Here is an 18,902-nt window from a genome sequence, read left to right as displayed (position 1 = left end):
TTCACTGGCGAAGCCTCCAGAACTCACTTTCTGGTACGCTTGACGGCAGGTTAACTACACGCTCCTCCAACCAGTGAGAGTTTTTCAGTCCATCGTGCTGGCAATGTTTGAACATTTCAAGAGAACTCATTAGACGCCAAATTGGTCGTGTCATCACGCCATTTGCGTTTGTATATTTCAGAAACTCATCGCGTTGCTCACGAGACTCCAATTGTATAGCATTCAACCAAAAATTAGGCTGAGTTCCAGCCGGAGCATCAACGAAATGTACCTTGTGTTCACTGCAAAACTGGCGATAGCTGTTGGCAATTTCAGACTTAATCCTAAGCATTACTTCCAACTTCTCCATCTGGGCGCAACCTAGTGCAGCGTTCAAGTTTGGCAGTCTATAGTTGTAACCGATTTGATCATGGGTAAACTCATACGGGTGCGGGACTTTAGCCGTCGTCGTGAGGTGCTTGGCTGATTTCGACAGATGTTCATCACTAGTAACAATCATGCCGCCGCCACCAGTGGTAATAATCTTATTGCCATTAAAACTATATGTGGCTGATTCTCCAAACGTACCCGTGTGACGCCATCCAGAGTGCGTGTTGACGAAACTTCCCAAAGACTCGGCGGCATCCTCAATTAACGCAATACCCCACGTTGCACAAACATCCGCAATCTGTTGAATGCGGCAAGGTAGACCAAAGGTATGCATAGGGACGCAAGCAACAAGTCGAGCACCGGTGTTTTTGTTCCACGCTCCCTCTGCACGACGCTCAGCGTTGTCATTGAGCCAGGACTGCAATGCGTCAGGACTCATTCCCAAGGTGCCACAATCAACGTCTATGAAGACAGGTTCTGCGCCCGCATAAGAGATCGCGTTGCAGGTAGCAACAAATGTCAGTGCTTGGCTGATAACTTCATCTCCGGGCTTAGCCCCAGCTACTTTTAAAGCAATATGAAGTGCCGCGGTGCCATTTACTGTCGCTACAGCGAACCGCCCTCCGGTATACTCGCCAATTCTTTGTTCAAACTCGGTAACTTTTGCTCCTATAGAAGAGACGAAATTCGAGTCGATACATTCACTTAGATACTGCTTTTCTCTACCCTCAAATACAGGACGGTGAAGCGGCAGAGACTCAGGGCCATACAAATCCCTGATAAGGCTGACCAATTGATGTTCAGTGTCATTGACCATACGTGTATCTCAAACAACCTAGCTAACTATAAAGAATTGAATACTTTGGCAAACCGCTCTACACCTGCACTGAGCGATAGATTTTTTTGATAATAACGTTTCGCGTTGTCGCCCAAGGCAACCAACTGAGAATTGCTGAGCCTTGACATCTTAAGAGCGGCATTGACTATACTACGTGCGTTTTCTGATTCTGCGATAAAACCGCAATCGGCTTCACGAACCAAATTCGCGGCGTCACCATCTACAGCCATAATTACAGGCTTACCCACTACCATATATGCCTGTGTTTTAGACGGAATTGTAATTTTGAAAAGCGGATCTACTCGCAAATGCACAAGTAGTGCATCCGCAGCGCCTAATAGAGCGCCTACTTGATTCATACGAACAGGCGGCAGGAATAGAACATTATCCAGATTCATATCCCTACATTTTTTTTTAAGCCTTGCCACGTCAACGCCACCCCCTAACATAATGAAACTAATTTTGTCAGGGTAACTTTGTAATAGCTCTGCAGCGTCGAGGACAGCATCTAGAGCTTGTGCCACCCCCATATTCCCAGCAAACAGAATGCGAAATCGATCATTCTCTGGAAAAACATCAGGGATAGTGCCTTCAGGCTCCATTAAAGATTTCTCATCTGCCCAGTTGAAGATCACATCAATCTTGGTTTCCGCCACTCCACGCTCAATAAGCAATCTCTTGAAACCCGGTGAAAGTACAACTATACGGGTTACTCGTGCGTACACCCATGTGCAGATTATAGAAACGACCTTAAGGGCCGTGCGGCTGCGAATCATTCCGGTCGCTTTTAACGTATCTGGCCACATATCCTGTATGTCGTATACCACGGGTATTCGTCTAAAAAGACGAATGAAACCAGCAGCTATACCGACAGTTAACGGCGGATGATATGCGTAAACAACATCTGCGCGTTTTGCGAAGAACAAACCATAGATCAGTATTGAAAAAGCGAAGCTTAGATAGTTCAAAATTCTTCTAAAAGCCGACTGATCGTGACTAGGATAAAGAGGAACGCGCGTGATGTGCACCCCATCAATAACCTCGCGTTGCAAGATTTTAATTCGATACCCAGGGTAAATGTATCCACCGGGATAATTAGGAAAGCCCGTTAATACTTCCACCTCAAACCCTTGTTTAACAAGTTCGCGCGCAAACACTAAGCCTTTCAACGTGGGCTCAGGGTCAAACCATTGAGTAATCAATAGAATACGGCGTGCCATTGCGCGATTTCGCTCTTAGTACTTTTTCCAGACGACCCGGTTCACATAGTCAGTGTAACTATGAAGAATACGCACCACCTTGTCAGACACATTCGGCGTGCTATAGTCGGCAACCAGTCTTAGCGTTCTGTCGTCACCCCTGCCCTGCGACTCCAGCACGGCAAGCGCCTGCATGACTCTTTCCGCACCCAATCCCACCATCATCACGGCCGCTTCTTCCATACCTTCCGGTCGCTCGTGGGCCTCACGAATATTCAATGCGGGAAAGTTGAGTATGGACGACTCTTCATTGATGGTGCCGCTGTCCGACAACACAGCCTTGGCAGAAATCTGTAACTTGTTGTAGTCGGTAAAACCCAACGGTTTCAGAAGCCGCACAAGAGGGTTGAACCGGGCATTGAGTGTATCAATACGTTTTTGCGTACGAGGATGTGTCGTCACAATCACCGGCAATTGATAGGTGTCGGCGATGGTATTGAGGGTGGCAACCAGATTGGTGAAATTGCGATCTGAGTCTATATTCTCTTCCCGGTGAGCGCTGACCACAAAATATTTGCCATCATCCAGACCCAGGCGATCCAGTACATCCGAAGATTCAATCTTGGGCAGATAGTGGTGCAGCACTTCGAACATCGGACTGCCGGTTTTGACAACCATATCCGGTGACAGGCCTTCACGCAGCAGATAGTCGCGGGCAATGGTGCTGTAAGGCATATTGATATCAGCCGTGTGATCAACAATACGGCGATTGATCTCTTCGGGCACCCGCATATCAAAACAACGATTGCCCGCCTCCATGTGAAATGTCGGGATCTTGCGTCGCTTGGCCGGAATCACCGACATGCAGCTATTGGTATCACCGAGCACCAACATGCAGTCCGGTGCCACCTTGGCCAACACCGCATCCACCGCGATAATGACATTACCGATGGTTTCCGCGCCATTGGCACCGGCTGCTTCCAGAAAAAAGTCGGGTTTACGGATACCCAGATCATCAAAAAAAATCTGGTTCAACTCATAGTCGTAATTCTGCCCGGTGTGCACCAGGATATGCTCGCAACACTCATCGAGTCTGGCCAGTACACGGGACAGCCTGATAATTTCCGGCCGGGTACCAACAACGGAGACAACTTTAAGTTTTTTCATGCGCAACCTTGCTTGTGATGGTGTCCGGGCGATCCCGGTCGAATATCTCATTGGCCCACAACATGACTATCATCTCTGTTGAACCAATATTGGTAATATCGTGGGTCCACCCGGGAACCGTCTCCACAATCTGCGGTTTGTCACCATCGGTGTCCAGATAAAATGTTTCATCGGTGTACATATGACGAAAACCAAACCGGGCCTGGCCTTTGATCACCAGGAATTTTTCCGTTTTGCTGTGATGGTAATGCCCCCCACGTGTGATGCCCGGGTGCGCCGTGAAAAACGAAAACTGCCCCGCATCGGGCGTCTTAAGCATTTCCACAAACACCCCGCGCTCATCGCCATGCACTGGCAGATCGTACACGAACCGGTCTGTGGGCAGGTAGCTGACATAGGTGGCATACAGGGCCCGCACAAAACCGGTGCCGACACGCTCAGACACTAACGACGTACGGCAATTGCCAAAGGCCTTGGTCTGCTCAGCCAGCGCGCCAAGCGAGACCTCATACACCGGGGCAACTGCCTGCAACTGGTATCCGGTGCCCGGCGCCCGCAGCCAATCAATGAAGGCATTAACCACGTCATCGATATACACCAGTTTGATTTCATGGGCTGGATCACTGATCTGAATCGGCAGATCATTTGCCAGGTTATGACAGAAGGTGGCAACCACCGAGTTGTAGTTGGGTCTGCACCACTTACCAAAGACACCGGGCAGGCGATAGACCGCTACCGGATTGCCGCCATCCCGCGCCAACGCCTGCACTGCCTGCTCAGCAGCCAGTTTGCTCTTGCCATAGGGGTTGTCCAGTTCAGCCTGCGCAGACGATGCCAGTATCATGGGTATGGACTTGCCGGCGGCGCTGATGGCATCACACAACGCGTGAGTCAGACCCACGTTGACCTGCTCGAATGCGGCCGGATCCTGCGGCCGGTTTTCGCCCGCCAGATGCACCACCGCGTCCGCATCGGCTACCAGGCCGGTGAGATCATCTCTGGAATTACTGCGGGTAAAAGGGATAACCGATACCGATGCCTCTTCACTCAGGCGCAGACAAAGATTCTTGCCGATAAAACCCTCTGCGCCGGTTACCAATACGTTCATCTTAAGCCTCAGGTTCGACATGTGAACCCGCCACAATAGCCTTGATGAAATCCAGTTTCATCAATAGCTGCTTCATGCCGTCAACATCAAGGCGCGTGGTATTGTCAGAGTTGTAGTCTTCGGCACTGGAAATACGGGTCTCACCCAGTTCAACATACTTCTCGTAATTCAGATCACGCTGATCCGGCGGTATCCGATAATAGTCACCCAGATCAGCCGCACCGGCCATCTCTTCGCGCGTCAGCAGCGCTTCAAAGCGTTTTTCGCCATGGCGCGTACCAATGGTGCGGATATCGTGGTCAGGCACCTGCAATAACGAAGTCAGCGCCTGGGCCAGCGTTTCGATGGTGGACGCCGGTGCCTTCTGCACAAATATGTCGCCAGGATTGCCATGCTCAAAGGCAAACAGCACCAGGTTCACCGCATCATCCAGCGTCATCATGAAACGGGTCATAGTCGGATCGGTAATGGAAATCGGCCGGCCACTGCGAATCTGTTCAACAAACAACGGAATGACGGAGCCCCTGGAGGCCATCACGTTGCCGTAACGCGTCGCACAGATAATGGTTGAACGGCTGCTTCTGGACTTGGCGACCGCCACTTTCTCCATCATCGCCTTGGAGATACCCATGGCATTGATGGGATAAACCGCCTTGTCAGTACTCAGGCAGATAACGCGCTCTACCTCGCAGTTTATCGCGGCCTCCAGCACATTCTCAGTGCCCAGCACATTGGTCTTGACCGCCTCCAGAGGGTGGAACTCGCAGGAAGGCACCTGCTTAAGTGCCGCCGCATGAAAAACATAGTCAACCCCGCGCATGGCACTGAGCACGGAATTGTAGTCGCGCACATCACCGATATAGAACTTGAGCCGCGGGGACGGATACTTTTTACGCATATCATCCTGCTTTTTTTCGTCACGGCTCAGGATGCGAATTTCGCTGATATCAGAATCAAGGAATCGCCTTAAGACAGCGTTGCCAAAAGAGCCTGTACCACCAGTAATTAGCAGCTTCTTCCTATTAAACATAATCAAACTCTACTGTGTACTAACTTGAGACAGTATTCTAGCTCATTAAACATATAGGTTTGGCAGTTGTTCCGGCCCTAAATCTACAACGTCACTGAGGATCACATACGAAGTATTGGAGTTTTCCTGCAAGCTCGGCATTAATTTATATACAGCCTAATTAAACAAGCGCAGTTTATAAAGTAAGTGTGAGCTTATGCAAGAGGCGCGGCAGTATAGCGCAAATTGGCACTTACAATCATCGAGCTACCAAACCAACCAAAAACCTTTTCATCTCTTTGGAGATCCGCCTTAAAGGTTGTACACACACAGGGAACGAAAAAAATCTACTACCGCTTATATCCAGACCGTTTTCGAAACGCAAAAAAGAACTAAAATATTGGGTCTGACTAACAGAGCCCTACTTAATGTCCTATAGAGGATAAACCTCTTGGATTTCTCTAAGACTTTTTTGACTTAACTTCCTCAATAGCCCTTTGAATTACGAGTGTCATTTTCTTAGCACCCATCTCAACTGAAAAATTATTGCGAGCAAAATCATAGCCATTGCTTGCAATACTTCTCAACACAGCTGGGCTGTCTAGAAGAGTAGTAAACGCTAGCATTAGATCTTCGATACTCTTGGGGGCAACCAACAGCGCCTGTTGCTTGTCCACAACGATATCCGGCACGGTCCCTACTCTACTTACAATTACAGCAATCTTAGAAGCCATAGCTTCGATAATTACATTTGGGAAGCCCTCAGCCCATGACGGAAGTACTAGAATATCTGCTTTTGACATTAACGCATTTTTTTCTGCACCCTCCACCCAACCAACGAATTTGACAACCCCCTCCATATTGTTATCTTTCACAAAGTCTCGAGCCTCCATTTCTGCATGCCCTCGGCCAGCAATCGTCAAAATGAAGCAGTAACGCTTCGAAAGAATCAACAAGGCATGCAACAGCTCAAATATCCCTTTCTCCTTCTCTAGCCAACCAAGAAAAAGCAACTGGGGTCTATGTCCAGGGATATACTCTGTTCGGCTACCCCCTATATCCAATAGCTCATTGGTAGCAGACCAGTTAAAAATAATTGGCGATTTAGATACATGAAAATCTAAAACATTGGTAGCAAAACGTTGCCACGAGGCGCCTTGACATAGGATATGCGTAGCACCTCTCATGGCTATTTTAACGCAGACTCGCCTAGGTCTTGATGCGCTTACAGAGTCAATCAGTCCAGCAGCTCTTGGAAAAAGGAACACTGGAATCATTAAAGTTTTTGCCAGCCAAGCCATCGTACCCTTTTCTAGAATACTCGCGCCATCAGCAGCAAATAGAAGTACGGCATCTGGCCTATGCCAAAAAAGAGACAAACTAAAACGAAGAAATCGTCGAAATGCGAAAAGAGAGCGGACAAATATTCTAGGCGGAGGATTGCTCCTTTGAGTGCTATCAATCAGGACAAGCTTAAAGCTCTCTTTAAACGATGAACTGACAAGAGTCTTGCAAGTTGTTGCAATACCTCCATATATTTTGGAATTGCCCGTGGGGAAAGAACCTACAATTAGCAGTTTAGGTTTCATCTGTCACTCGATAATCAATCAAATCGAATGAACGATTCTTGGGCAGATTTAACGTTACAAGAATAGTCTTTAAACTGGCATTCTTCATTGAGTGGACTATTTCCCTAACCAGTAATTTAAATTATAGCAATAACTTGAATACTTAAGACAAGTCACCTGTGCAGTGAGCTTGTTCAGTTTGTGGTAATATTTTCGTCGGACCTCGCCGAGATTTCATCCAATTTTCTCAATCTAGCAGATCTTCGACTCTAGGCATTTCGGCGCCTAATGAGTACCATCAAAAATAAAGGTTTCGAACTCTGTTACCATTCGAGCAATCGTTAGATTTTGCTCCGCATAATTTCGAGCATTCTGACCTAAAGTAGCCTTTTCAGTAGCGGTCATAGCTGTAAACTTTTCAAGTGTCGCGCAAATAGAATCTGATGACAATGGATCACAAAGTAGACCACGCACTCCATCTTCAATCAAGAACGGGTGGTCACATACATTTGATGCTATGACTGGCCGTCCAGCCATAAGAGCCTCACAGACGACATTGGGCAACCCTTCATATAGACTTACATGAATGAGCGAGTTGCAACTTGCCATAAGCTGAGGAATGTCCTCGCGTTCACCCAGCCACCGCCATCGGGCAGAAACTTGAGGATTTTCGCCTAACAATCTATCCATCTCCGCCCGGGTTTGGAGTGATTGCGGGTCAGTTTCCTGTCGACCCACCCAAGATACTGACGGAGCATAGCCGTTCCTCTGATGAAACAGCACTAACGCTTTAACCAGTCGAACGCCGTTCTTTCCGGCATTAATTCTGCCAACAACTAGGAATGCAACAACTTTATCTTTCTTATAGTGATCTGGCTGATCTTCTGTAGCCAATAGTGGATATCCATTATAGATAACGTGAGTTTTATAGCGCAAATGGCCATGACTCCTCAGCCAATTTGCATGAGAGTGAGAGTTAGCTACAACTGTATCGGCCCATATATGCAGATACCTGGGAATCTTTCTAAAAAGTGACCTGGACTCCTGAGTATATGAGCTTCTTTCACTGACAATCGATTTTAACTTTGGTCGTGAAATCATTATCGCAAGTTCAACATAAATATTGGGTGCACTCAGAAAGCTTATAACTGCTTTATACTTCCCTGATCGCATGAGAGTAATTAGCTTACCAAGGACCTTGAAGGAAAAACCTTTACTTTTGTGTACCTCATAAACAGGAATACCTGCCGCACCAAGCTCCCCCTTGAAAAAACGCAATTCGGGAAAATATATTAGTAGCTCTACATCATGGCCTTTGGCTTTTAAGCCGATCGCAAGATTGACCATTTGGCGCTGGGCACCACCCGACCCCAATGAATCGATGACACAAAGAATTTTCATCAATTTCTCACAATAGCTTCAATATGAGCCAAAGCGCGTGTACCAATATCACACCGCTCGCAAATAAAATAAAAAATATCTTGTATTGTCGCCAAACATGGAACTCGCGCAAATCCGGCACTGTTGACAACACGAGTATTGGCATCAGGAAAGCTCCGAAATGTCTTGTTTCCAGCGATGTCGCTGCAATTGAGACAGTGAATCCTGCCGCTAGAAACAGGATAAACAATAGTGCAGGAGTACGTTCTTTCTTATCTTTCATCAGTTGGATCACAGCAATCAAGAGCAATGGTGAAACGAAATATAGGTAAATGACATTCACTGACTTGAAGAGATTGTAAGCGCTTTCCAGTTGAAATCCTGACCAAAATGGGATTGGAAATACAAATAAATAAGCGCTACCCAAAATCAGACGAATGGGCATGGGCTGGTTAACGATAAGCGTCATTCCAAGAGAATCCGAGCTCTGCTGTGCATTAGCCAAGTCAGTGTAACCTGCTTGCCTGAGATTTATAACGTTTTGTAGCTCGGCCCCGTAAGCCTGATACAACGTCATGGCCGCGAATGCACCTAACACCATTAGCCCGTGCACCACAAATCGCCGACGTGGCTCAATGCGGCCCAGATACAAGGCAATTATCGCCGCAAATGCCATAGCAACAGGCACAAACACAAACTCCCCTCGAAGAAAACCCAGAAACAGAAGTCCGAGAAAACTCCATCCTATTATTAGACCCAGCCGTAAGCCGATGTCTGGGCGCATCATAAAGGTAAGCCAAGCATAAAAAAGCACAGACACGGCTAATAGAACAACGGAGTCGCGAAGGTGAATTCCTGCAAAAAGCCAAAAAAGACCACATGCAGAAACCAACAACGTCAACCGTCGAAAGCGATAATCGTCGTTGCCAAACAACTGGCGAATCATCTTAATACCAATGACCCCAGTCAAAGAGACGGCTGTAATGTTGACGGTAGTCCCTATGTAGCGCGCCTTCTCAAAGCCTAACGCAGCAAAAAAATCATAGACGGAACGCCACAGCACAATACCCAAAGCACCTTCATGCGCCACTTGGATTTGTATCATCGACAGGCCTCTTGCATCAGAAGTGGCCATATTAAAAAATCCAGCGGGATCACTGAATAGCTGACCAGCATCCTGAAATTGGTTGGCATATATTGCCGCAATACCCGCCATAAAAAACCCAACGCTAAACACCCGGCAGAACATACGCCGCTCGGGCAGGCCTCCCAGCGGGCTTACAATAAGCAGCGAATAAATAGAAAGAAAGAATATTGCCGCGACGAGTATCGGAGCTAAAGACATATACGAAAAAGCATTGACTATAGCGGCAAGGTAGAACATGCCGACAGTAACAACGTTAACACGACCAGATAGACCTGCTCGTATAGGTACGGCCGCTCGAATAGTATTCATACGCTCCGCACTCACAAAAACCTGATCACCCATTATTCTCTAACCAAGCCTGCCACATCAGCACCAGCCAAAGACTGTCCTTCCAGTTATTACTACCATTAATATGTTGATCCCAGCGACTACGAACAGCTTTAACATCCAAATAGCCCTGATCACGCAAGCGCTGAGGATTTAACAATTCTTCTGCCCATTCGCGCAAAGGGCCTCGCAACCAGAGATCAACGGGTACTCCAAAGCCTTTCTTCGGGCGATCAATTAATTCACGTGGTATATGGCGATATAACACTTGCCGAAGCAACCATTTCCCGTGAACATCACGTACCTTCATATCATAAGGTAGACTCCAAGCCAGCTCGATTACTCGGTGATCAAGCAAGGGGACTCGAGTTTCCAAACTAACCGACATTGCAGCACGATCAACCTTGACTAGTATGTCATCTGGCAAATATGTGACGCTATCGATAGCCATCATGCGCTGGACGGATTCGGGAATACAATTGACCTGATCATCGCTGTAACCATATTTCAATTTCGGGCTATGTTGCAACACTGGTGGCGTGTTCCATTGACTGATCATTGTACGGTAGTAAGCGTTCTGTGTTTCGGATTCGATTAAGCTGGCAGCTAAACAACACCTGGCAGCGACAGACTTACGTATCGGTAAACCCATTGCATTTGTGAATTGCTGCGAGCATCTATCAATAAATCTAGGGAGCGACGAACGCAAAGCAGCTGCGGTCGTCGGCTGCATTACTCTGGGAATGCGGCGGCAGCTACGCCATAGATTCTCCGCTTTCTGATTGAAATAGCGCCCATATCCTCCGAACAGCTCATCACCGCCATCACCACTCAATGAAACCGTCACATGTTCGCGCGCCATCCTGGATACAAGATATGTGGGAATCCCTGAAGAATCACCAAATGGCTCGTCATAGATATTGGTAAGGCGCGGAATTACATCCCGCGCCTGTTCAGACCTAACATATAACTCGGTGTGCTCGGTGCCCAAATGCTTGGCGATAGCCTTCGCGTGTTCGGCTTCGTTGTAACCAGCCGCATCAAATCCAATCGTAAATGTTTTTACAGGTCGCGCCGACTGAGATTGCATCAGAGCCACAACGGTCGACGAGTCAATACCACCGGAAAGGAAAGCACCCAAAGGGACATCGGCTATGCTTTGGCCAGAAATAGCTACACTAAGCTGTCGTTCAAGCGCATCAATGGCATCAATGTCAGAACCAACGAAAGGCTCAGACTGGCCGCGGATAATAGCTTGGCTTAATGACCAATATGAGGTTGGCTCTGGCAAGGTATCCCGATTTTTGGCATCAAAACTTACCCAAGTCCCTGGCAACAATTTTCGAACACCACGCCAAATACTCCATGGCGCCGGAATATAACCATGCGTGAGATAAAGTGTTAACACATCACGCTCGATATCATTCTCAAATGACGGATGTCTACGAAGCGCTTTTAGTTCCGACCCAAAAAGTAACGTTCCTTGCTGCCATCCGTAGTACAATGGCTTCTCACCCATACGATCGCGGGCAAGTGAAAGTGATCGCTCTTGCCGATCCCAAAGTGCTAAAGCAAACATTCCCGCCGCTTTCTTTAGCGCCTCCTCCAGACCCAATAATTCAATCGTAGCCAGCAGGGTTTCGGTATCCGAAGTGCCACGCCAGTGTCCAAAGTTCAACCCATCAATTTCGGACCGCATCTCCTGATGATTGTAGATCTCTCCATTGAACGCAATCACATAGCGACCTGTAGTTGAAACCATCGGTTGATGGCCCAAAGCCGAGAGATCCAAAATAGACAATCGTCTGTGTCCCAATGCAATACCAGCATCGCCATCGAGCCAGATTCCGGCATCATCAGGCCCTCGATGCCCAAGACGATCACGCATTGCGATAATCGTGGATTCAGCTAAACTAGGATCAAATCCCGCTGCATTAAAAAAACCGGTTATGCCGCACATATGGGGGGGGTTAAATTAAGTCCTTTCTAAAAACCATCTGATGACAACCAAGACTTGTAGCCTCTTCGCCTCGTTCAAGGGTAAATCCACGTGCCTTAGCGTACTCCATCAGCAAATCATATCGAGCGAACTCGTAAGGAAATCCCCCCATCCAATCGATCAGATCATGCGAAAGACTCATGCCACGATTCTTTTTATATCCCAACAGCGGGCTGATAGCTGTCATAGGCTGCAATTTAATCGTATATTTTAGAATATTAATAATATTTGCAACTAAGCCAAGAAGGTACGCATAAATCATATTTATCGGACGCGGGAGTTTGTTGTAGATAAACTTCACTAACCACCAAATATGCGACTTTATACCTTGATCATTGTAAATTGCCAAATAAAGTTTACCCCCATTTGCAACTCTCGCGATCGCGTTTTCAATACCTAGCCACATTGCGCCAGTATGATGTAAAACGCCCCATGAGTAGACAACGTCAAACTTGCCAAGCGATTGCAAGTAGGTCGCATCCAATGCACTCCCCTGCTCCACTTTCCACTCTAAATCATGGGGGAAGTAACGTCGTCGCAACTCTTCAGTGCAGGCGACCGACTTAGGATCGTAATCAAAAGAATGTACTTTCGCGCCTAAGCTTCGCGCGGCCAAGCTGAAAAGGCCGCTACCTGACCCAATATCCAGAAACGTTTTGTCGTTCAAGGCGTCTACGTTTAGCATAAAGCGAAGCGATCGCTCGGCCTCAACGATTCGTTCAGCATCAAGAACCGTTAGGAAATTGGACCAATTATCACCGAAAGAAAATCTCTTCTTTTCGTCAAAAACTGTCATAGACAAAAACCTATTACTTGTGACATTAACATTTAACTATATTAGTTCAATAATCAGCTACTATTCGAATGCGTTACGGCCTACTACAGTGAACGCCCAAGCCCCTACCCTAAGAGTAGTGAAACTTAAACTCGAATCAATGTTGACAGCAGCACTGTTGTATATGCCAATCGAGACTGTCAAGAATCCCTATGAGCTTTCAAACTACTATAACAATGACGGGTTGTATTGCCATTAAAAAAATCACGTGAATACATTTCGAGGAAAGCCATAACGCGACTTCTGCTTTTATGATTTTCTCTAGCGAACCACCAGCCGTAATAACTAGTAGGAACGTTTAAAAATCGACACATCTGGCGGATGGAAAATTCATCGCGACAACTTTGGATCGCCTAATACTTCAGGTCAACTCCCTAAGAAAGAACGTTGCCGTTGGGCGTAAAATTTCACGCGGGCCACTGCGCGCATGAGATTGGCGACTTCCTCATCTCGCGGATGGCCTGACCGCTAAAGCTTGTTGGCCTGCAACGTCGGCTTGTCGCCGCAAGCGTCTCAAAAGATTACCTTATAAAATCGATCTGACTAGTCGTAATCGCAAAAACGCAATCAAACCTCGACGCTCTTCCGGATTAAAGAGTACGGACCAACCCATACACAATACAGCAATCATTCCAGTTATCATTGCAATGTTATAGGCAACTGCTCCCCAATGATGCTCTAACCACTTAGCCAGAAGACCAAAGAGCAGAGTCAGCCCTAGAATTTTAACTACCGGCGAATAGTGCCAGGGTAACGGATATACTCGCTGTGCCAGCCACGAAGCGACAATAGCTTTCACTATGTGACCGATCATCACTCCCAGTCCCACGCCGAGAAGGCCAAAATGTGGCGCGAGCAACATAATGCTAGCTAGCGTTGCGATGACAGCTAAGAAATAGGCGTACAAATTTAGATAGCTGCGTTTGGCAATACTGACGCCGATTTCGGTAATCCAGCTTGTGGCTTGAATCGCTAAGCCCATCACAAGAGGGAATACTAGGACTACCGCCCCGATATAGCGATCAGTCGCCAATAATTTGATCAGCGGCTGCGCCATCAACGTCAAAACGCAAACGATGACACACATACCTAAGACGAAAAATTTTAGCACCAAGTTATAAGTCTCACCGGCATCTTCCTGTTTATAGAGCGACAACGAAAAAGGCCCCCATGCCGTCTGAAAAGCAGTCACTGCTAACCCGACCAGCATTGCGATCTTGGTACCCGCAGCATATAGGCCCAACTCTTCCGCACCCAATAACTGATCAATAATCGTTCGCTCTAGAGTCGGAGAAAGTCCCGCCAAGACACAAATTACTCCAAAGGGCATAGCATAAGGCAGCATTTCGTAAATGCGCTTGAAATCTCGTGGGCGGGCTAACCATCTACGAACAAAAAACAGCCCTAGCGCACCAAACACGATACTCGTACACAGGGTGACCACCAACACACCCTGAATTCCGACATCCATCAGCAATACAGCGACGACCAGCAACGAGGTCTGCACAAGCGTGAAGCCTAGCGACATTGTGAGAAACTGAGCACGTGCAAAAGTCCATTTGAGAAGATTTTGCGAAAAATTGATCAGCATTAGAAACGGTAGTTGCATCAGCACGATCTTGAAGAGCCGTACGCTCTCCGGTGCCTCTACCAATAAGTTAGCAAACCATTCTGCACCCCACCAAAGCAATGGCAGGAGCAATGAAAGCCCAGCTAATTGGAACGCCAGCGACTGTGAGATGAGCTGACAACGGACAACCCTGTCTTCATATTCGTAAAAGTAGCGAGCCACCGCCGAATCCTGGCCGAAGATAAACAAAATGGCCAAAAAGCTAGAAAGCACCATGAAGTAATCAAGCACCCCATAATCTGCTACGGAAAAATGTCTTGCTAGCATCGGGAACGTAATCAGCGCGAAGGCTTTGCTGATCGCGGCCGCCCCACCATATAGAACGGAGTCTCTCAATAGGAAGCTGAGGCGGTCGCGTTGAGAGAGACCCACTGGGGTAGGAATTTTCACCTCGGGTATGTGTGCGTAGTTTTGGTCTGACGGTCATATTTCTCAGCACTTTCGTCCATTCGCGGCGCCATGAGAATATCTAACCACTTCCTAGCCAGACCGATGCCATTGTAGCGATTGAACCATATCTTGGCGTTTTGCCCTATCTCCTCACACTTTTCAGGCTTATCCGCCATTTCTAACAGATGGACGAGAATATCTTCTTGTGCACGCACTGGTAACATTGGCGGTTGAGGGTAACCGTAAATCTGTTCGAACTCCCCCAACTCAAAATTAAATCCTTGCAACAAAGGCTTTCCGCTCGCCAAGGCTTCCCAGCCAGTGCCACCCCAAATCATCTTCGGCACATCGTAAAATTCTCCACAACCAACGGAGACTCGAGACAACACCCACAGCAACTCTCGACGTCCCATTTTGGGAAGCCATTCGATACAATCCGCAATACCAAGCTCCTTCGCTAGCTGTTTTGTCGGTCCAACATCAGGCCCGTACTCAATTATCAGCAATAATGGTTTCAATTCAGGTCGCGCCAACACAAGTTGCGCAAAGGCATGGATTAACCACTGAGTGTTCTTGCTTTCAAGCCGCCAATCTTCATCTGAAAACTGTCCGTTGTTCTTCCACATCAGTCGTGATTGGTGAAATATGCTAAAGGATGTGCTTCTGATCAATCCCGCGATTCTGTGCAAATTTTCCGTGGGAGCGAGATCAGGCAGCCGCTCTCTGTTATAAACCGAAGGAGTGTTAAGAACTCGAGGAGTTACCCCAATAGATAGAAAAGTATCTTGCGTCACAGCCATTTCTGAATTTACCGAATTGAACGCGGACATTACGCCTTTGGCCTGCCGCTCAGCGACTTTCCGTCGAATTAAATTGAAATATTTACTCCCCGTTGAAAATTGAGCAACGAATTCACCGGTCTCTAAAAATTCCACTCCGGTGGAATAAGGATAAAATATATCCAAACGGAGGTTTGCCCTGAGTAACGTTGCTGGACTAATGCCAGACGCAACCAACCGATCGAACCCCGTATATGCATTCCGAATTTGCCTGCGTGATACGCACTGCGCCCAGCCCTCTTGTAAGCCAAGGCATGTTCGAAACATAGCACGACCGGCGACCAACCATGAGAGTGGGAAATCCAACGCTGACACAGGCGCATTTGGGATATTTGTTTGAAGGATATAAGGCGCCCATTTCTCGATGTCCCAGGTATCGTATTCAGGTTTGAAGTGGCTAATCGTGCCTTGCCCGTCGTTGATGTACAACAATAAATGGGCATCCACTCCCAAGTCGCGGAAATACCGCATCAAAGCAAAGTTATTGTTATTCATGTTTCCGATCAGGCCAATCTTCATTGCAGCGCTTCTTCCAATTTTTTCCGATCAGGAAAGCTCACCAAGACACCCATCCCCTTTCTCTGAAACACGACCATACTACCCAAAGCTACAGCGGAAGCATGCGCTTCTTTGACTACTTCGCGAACATGCGCGATCGTTCCTGCACCGCCATGCGCGATGACCGGGATAGAAACCGCGTCGGTAACACGCCTGACTAAGTCCAGGTCAAAACCTTGCCAAGTACCTTCGCGATCGATGGAAGTGAGTAGAATTTCACCTGCACCTCGTTCTTCTACTTCTTTGGCCCATTCTACTGGGTCGCGCCTAATTTTGCGTCGTCCAGCGTCGGTGCGTAGACTAAACTTTCCCAGAAATCCTGATTTTACGTCAATGGAGGCTATTACCGCCTGACTGCCATACTGACGGGCAATTTCGGTGATCAACGTGGGATTCTCGATTGCGCCGGAGTTTACTGATATCTTTTCAAAGCCAATGTCAAATACTGATTTTGCATCAGCTAACGAGCGGACCCCTCCTCCGTATCCCAAAGGCATAAAGCATTCGTTGGCCATTTCTGCCAACACCTTCAAGTTCGGGCTACGTTGCTCTCTTGAGGCAGTAATATCGAGGAATAGCAGCTCGTCCACCTCTAATTCGTTAAAAATTCGCACAGTATTGGCAGGATCACCGACATATTTGAATTTCCCAAACCTCAAAGTCTTGACTAGGTTTTCGTTGCGCAGAAGTAGTACGGGAATAACTCGGGTTCGGAGCATAATTATAGTTCCGCAAAGTTTTTTAATATCTGCAAACCGAAACGATGACTTTTCTCCGGGTGGAACTGCACACCGTAAATGTTATCGCTGCCAATGGCGGAGTCAAAATCAATACCGTAACGCGTTCGCATTAGAGAGAAAGTGGAGTCATCCACGTGAACGCAATAGGAATGCACGAAGTAGTAACGTGGCTCACTGCCCACCTCGGCCGTGAGCATATTGGGTGTGCGAGGCTGTGCTATATTCCAACCCATGTGCGGTACTTTGAGGCCGCTACCTTTTGGAAACCTAGTGGTGTCACCAGGTATCCAACCTAATCCCGACAATTTACCTTCCTCGCTGCCTCGGGTAAGTAATTGCATGCCTAAACACACACCGAGGACAGGAATACGTTCACGCAGCGCTTTCTGTTGCAGCACCTCACGCAGCCCTGGCGTATTGTTTATGCGCTGCATCGCGGCATCAAACGCCCCGACTCCAGGCAAAACTAACTTGTCGGCATGTTGAATGGCCTCAGGATCGATTTCAACGCGGGCCTTGACGCCAATGCGTTTAAACATGTTGAGCATAGAGCCTATATTGCCCATGCCATAGTCGACGATAGTAATCATTTGGTGGTATCTACCGGAAAGCAGTACTTTAAATAGAAACTCATGGGAACAATATTCGCTTTCGCCAAAATACGGAACATTGGCCTCAGCATCTCGAAACGCTTCTTGTAGGTCGGGTAGGACCACCAAAAAGTAGGAGGCTTTTTCATCACACTCTCATACTCTTCGCGTGTCATACCAAGCCGGCGAATAAAGTAGTCAATCAATTCTGGATCCGATGCTGGAGGTCGGGCATATTCCGCCATCGCTTCATCGCGATCCATCTTGCCTTGTCGACACAGGGCAGAAAGTACCAGATTACGATAGTCTAACCCGAATTTAGTTGGAAGATATGTGCTAATTGAATAAGCGACGAGTCGGTTTTCGAGGTGATGACCTCCATAGTAGGTCCAGTCGCACGTATCCTGTAGAAAACCCCTCGCTTCTTCTTTGGAATACTGCAAATACCAATAAGGTCGTATTTTCTGAATTCGACCGAACAGTGTCCATCGCATAAATTGAATAAACGTCATTAGTGGATAAGTCTTCATCCTGACACGCCCAAAACGCCTATGAATCTCAGCGATATACTTGCCATCGAAGTAGTTCTTCCCTATTGGCGAAACCCCCTCTTCAATAAACGAATGCCCCTCCAAAACATACTTTACGCCGTGCTCTTTTGCGGCTCTATAAAGAACTTCTGCCAAAGCAAGATCAGTTGGAGTTCCTAGCTCAGGTACAGACGCGTAAAAGAATGATCTAAAAATATCATTCGACTCCTCGTTATCAACAACATAGGTATACAAATCTACTTCAGTGTCAGATAGAACTTTCCTAATATTTTCAGATGCTACTGCGCTATTCCAAGTGTCATCGTAATGCACAGCTAGCGGTCTAAGACCATACTGCTTGGCTAGATACACCATGTAAGAAGAGTCTGTCCCCCCACTTACGCCAATAACACAGTCGTATTTCCTACCCTTACCTTTTCTTTTTATTTCCGAAATGATCGCCAACCATTTCTCCATACCTTTCTTATTACCAGTTCCATATTCTGCGATTAAATCTACGACTTGCTGACAGTAGTTACACACGCCAAAGCTATCGAATGCGATCCCCGGGACCTCTGAATCATATATACATCTTGAGCATGTGATGGTTGACTTGTTCATACATATATCTTTCCTATTGTTGACGCGCTAAGCACCTGCTATGAAACGCTCTCGGCGC

Annotated in this window: 15 protein-coding genes; all 15 read right to left on the bottom strand. The window is 47.3% G+C overall.

Annotated elements, in window-relative coordinates:
• Nucleotide 1: 1 nt before the first annotated feature.
• Complete coding sequence (locus ENH71_RS05255; RefSeq protein WP_294137597.1) at nucleotides 2-1,186, bottom strand: LegC family aminotransferase; 1,185 nt, start codon at nucleotides 1,184-1,186, stop codon at nucleotides 2-4.
• 26 nt (nucleotides 1,187-1,212) lie between these two features.
• Complete coding sequence (locus ENH71_RS05250) at nucleotides 1,213-2,427, bottom strand: glycosyltransferase family 4 protein (protein WP_294137595.1); 1,215 nt, start codon at nucleotides 2,425-2,427, stop codon at nucleotides 1,213-1,215.
• A gap of 15 nt (nucleotides 2,428-2,442) precedes the next feature.
• On the bottom strand, nucleotides 2,443-3,573 hold the full coding sequence (gene wecB, locus ENH71_RS05245) for a non-hydrolyzing UDP-N-acetylglucosamine 2-epimerase (RefSeq protein ID WP_294137594.1): 1,131 nt from the start codon (nucleotides 3,571-3,573) through the stop codon (nucleotides 2,443-2,445).
• Nucleotides 3,560-4,681, bottom strand: coding sequence for a UDP-2-acetamido-2,6-beta-L-arabino-hexul-4-ose reductase (gene wbjC / locus ENH71_RS05240; RefSeq protein ID WP_294137592.1), 1,122 nt, complete (start codon nucleotides 4,679-4,681; stop codon nucleotides 3,560-3,562). The genes wecB and wbjC overlap by 14 nt, the downstream gene beginning before the upstream one ends.
• Nucleotide 4,682: 1 nt before the next feature.
• Nucleotides 4,683-5,711, bottom strand: a complete 1,029-nt coding sequence (locus ENH71_RS05235) for a polysaccharide biosynthesis protein (protein WP_294137590.1) — start codon at nucleotides 5,709-5,711, stop codon at nucleotides 4,683-4,685.
• Between the two features lie 440 nt (nucleotides 5,712-6,151).
• Entirely contained in the window at nucleotides 6,152-7,279 is a 1,128-nt protein-coding gene (locus ENH71_RS05230) for a glycosyltransferase (RefSeq protein ID WP_294137589.1), read from the bottom strand.
• A gap of 264 nt (nucleotides 7,280-7,543) precedes the next feature.
• A complete protein-coding gene (locus ENH71_RS05225; protein WP_294137588.1) occupies nucleotides 7,544-8,659 on the bottom strand; it encodes a glycosyltransferase in 1,116 nt (371 codons plus the stop codon).
• A 7-nt stretch (nucleotides 8,660-8,666) separates the two neighbouring features.
• Nucleotides 8,667-10,094, bottom strand: coding sequence for a hypothetical protein (locus tag ENH71_RS05220; RefSeq protein ID WP_294137586.1), 1,428 nt, complete (start codon nucleotides 10,092-10,094; stop codon nucleotides 8,667-8,669).
• 25 nt (nucleotides 10,095-10,119) lie between these two features.
• Complete coding sequence (gene asnB / locus ENH71_RS05215) at nucleotides 10,120-12,072, bottom strand: asparagine synthase (glutamine-hydrolyzing) (RefSeq protein ID WP_294137584.1); 1,953 nt, start codon at nucleotides 12,070-12,072, stop codon at nucleotides 10,120-10,122.
• A gap of 10 nt (nucleotides 12,073-12,082) precedes the next feature.
• Nucleotides 12,083-12,907 (bottom strand): class I SAM-dependent methyltransferase, encoded by an 825-nt coding sequence (locus ENH71_RS05210; protein WP_294137582.1) that lies wholly within the window; start codon nucleotides 12,905-12,907, stop codon nucleotides 12,083-12,085.
• 565 nt (nucleotides 12,908-13,472) lie between these two features.
• Entirely contained in the window at nucleotides 13,473-14,966 is a 1,494-nt protein-coding gene (locus tag ENH71_RS05205) for a lipopolysaccharide biosynthesis protein (protein ID WP_294137580.1), read from the bottom strand.
• A complete protein-coding gene (locus ENH71_RS05200; protein ID WP_294137578.1) occupies nucleotides 14,963-16,324 on the bottom strand; it encodes a glycosyltransferase family protein in 1,362 nt (453 codons plus the stop codon). Before ENH71_RS05200 ends, ENH71_RS05205 begins: the two co-directional genes overlap by 4 nt.
• Nucleotides 16,321-17,082, bottom strand: a complete 762-nt coding sequence (locus ENH71_RS05195) for an AglZ/HisF2 family acetamidino modification protein (RefSeq protein WP_294137576.1) — start codon at nucleotides 17,080-17,082, stop codon at nucleotides 16,321-16,323. The genes ENH71_RS05200 and ENH71_RS05195 overlap by 4 nt, the downstream gene beginning before the upstream one ends.
• Nucleotides 17,083-17,084: 2 nt before the next feature.
• Nucleotides 17,085-17,693, bottom strand: coding sequence for an imidazole glycerol phosphate synthase subunit HisH (gene hisH, locus ENH71_RS05190; protein ID WP_294137575.1), 609 nt, complete (start codon nucleotides 17,691-17,693; stop codon nucleotides 17,085-17,087).
• A complete protein-coding gene (locus ENH71_RS05185; RefSeq protein WP_294137573.1) occupies nucleotides 17,690-18,844 on the bottom strand; it encodes an N-acetyl sugar amidotransferase in 1,155 nt (384 codons plus the stop codon). Before ENH71_RS05185 ends, hisH begins: the two co-directional genes overlap by 4 nt.
• Nucleotides 18,845-18,902 lie beyond the last annotated feature (58 nt).

Source organism: Pseudohongiella sp. (assembly GCF_011050365.1).
Taxonomy (GTDB): Bacteria; Pseudomonadota; Gammaproteobacteria; order Pseudomonadales; family Pseudohongiellaceae; genus Pseudohongiella.
The sequence above is the reverse complement of the archived record's forward strand: the minus strand, read 5'-3'. Positions and strand labels throughout refer to the sequence as shown.

Coding starts and splice junctions, on each gene's coding strand:
- ENH71_RS05255 (WP_294137597.1), bottom strand. CDS start 1,186: ATGGTCAATGACACTGAACATCAATTGGTCAGCCTTATCAGGGATTTG.
- ENH71_RS05250 (WP_294137595.1), bottom strand. CDS start 2,427: ATGGCACGCCGTATTCTATTGATTACTCAATGGTTTGACCCTGAGCCC.
- wecB (WP_294137594.1), bottom strand. CDS start 3,573: ATGAAAAAACTTAAAGTTGTCTCCGTTGTTGGTACCCGGCCGGAAATT.
- wbjC (WP_294137592.1), bottom strand. CDS start 4,681: ATGAACGTATTGGTAACCGGCGCAGAGGGTTTTATCGGCAAGAATCTT.
- ENH71_RS05235 (WP_294137590.1), bottom strand. CDS start 5,711: ATGTTTAATAGGAAGAAGCTGCTAATTACTGGTGGTACAGGCTCTTTT.
- ENH71_RS05230 (WP_294137589.1), bottom strand. CDS start 7,279: ATGAAACCTAAACTGCTAATTGTAGGTTCTTTCCCCACGGGCAATTCC.
- ENH71_RS05225 (WP_294137588.1), bottom strand. CDS start 8,659: ATGAAAATTCTTTGTGTCATCGATTCATTGGGGTCGGGTGGTGCCCAG.
- ENH71_RS05220 (WP_294137586.1), bottom strand. CDS start 10,094: ATGAATACTATTCGAGCGGCCGTACCTATACGAGCAGGTCTATCTGGT.
- asnB (WP_294137584.1), bottom strand. CDS start 12,072: ATGTGCGGCATAACCGGTTTTTTTAATGCAGCGGGATTTGATCCTAGT.
- ENH71_RS05210 (WP_294137582.1), bottom strand. CDS start 12,907: ATGACAGTTTTTGACGAAAAGAAGAGATTTTCTTTCGGTGATAATTGG.
- ENH71_RS05200 (WP_294137578.1), bottom strand. CDS start 16,324: ATGAAGATTGGCCTGATCGGAAACATGAATAACAATAACTTTGCTTTG.
- ENH71_RS05195 (WP_294137576.1), bottom strand. CDS start 17,082: ATGCTCCGAACCCGAGTTATTCCCGTACTACTTCTGCGCAACGAAAAC.
- hisH (WP_294137575.1), bottom strand. CDS start 17,693: ATGATTACTATCGTCGACTATGGCATGGGCAATATAGGCTCTATGCTC.
- ENH71_RS05185 (WP_294137573.1), bottom strand. CDS start 18,844: ATGAACAAGTCAACCATCACATGCTCAAGATGTATATATGATTCAGAG.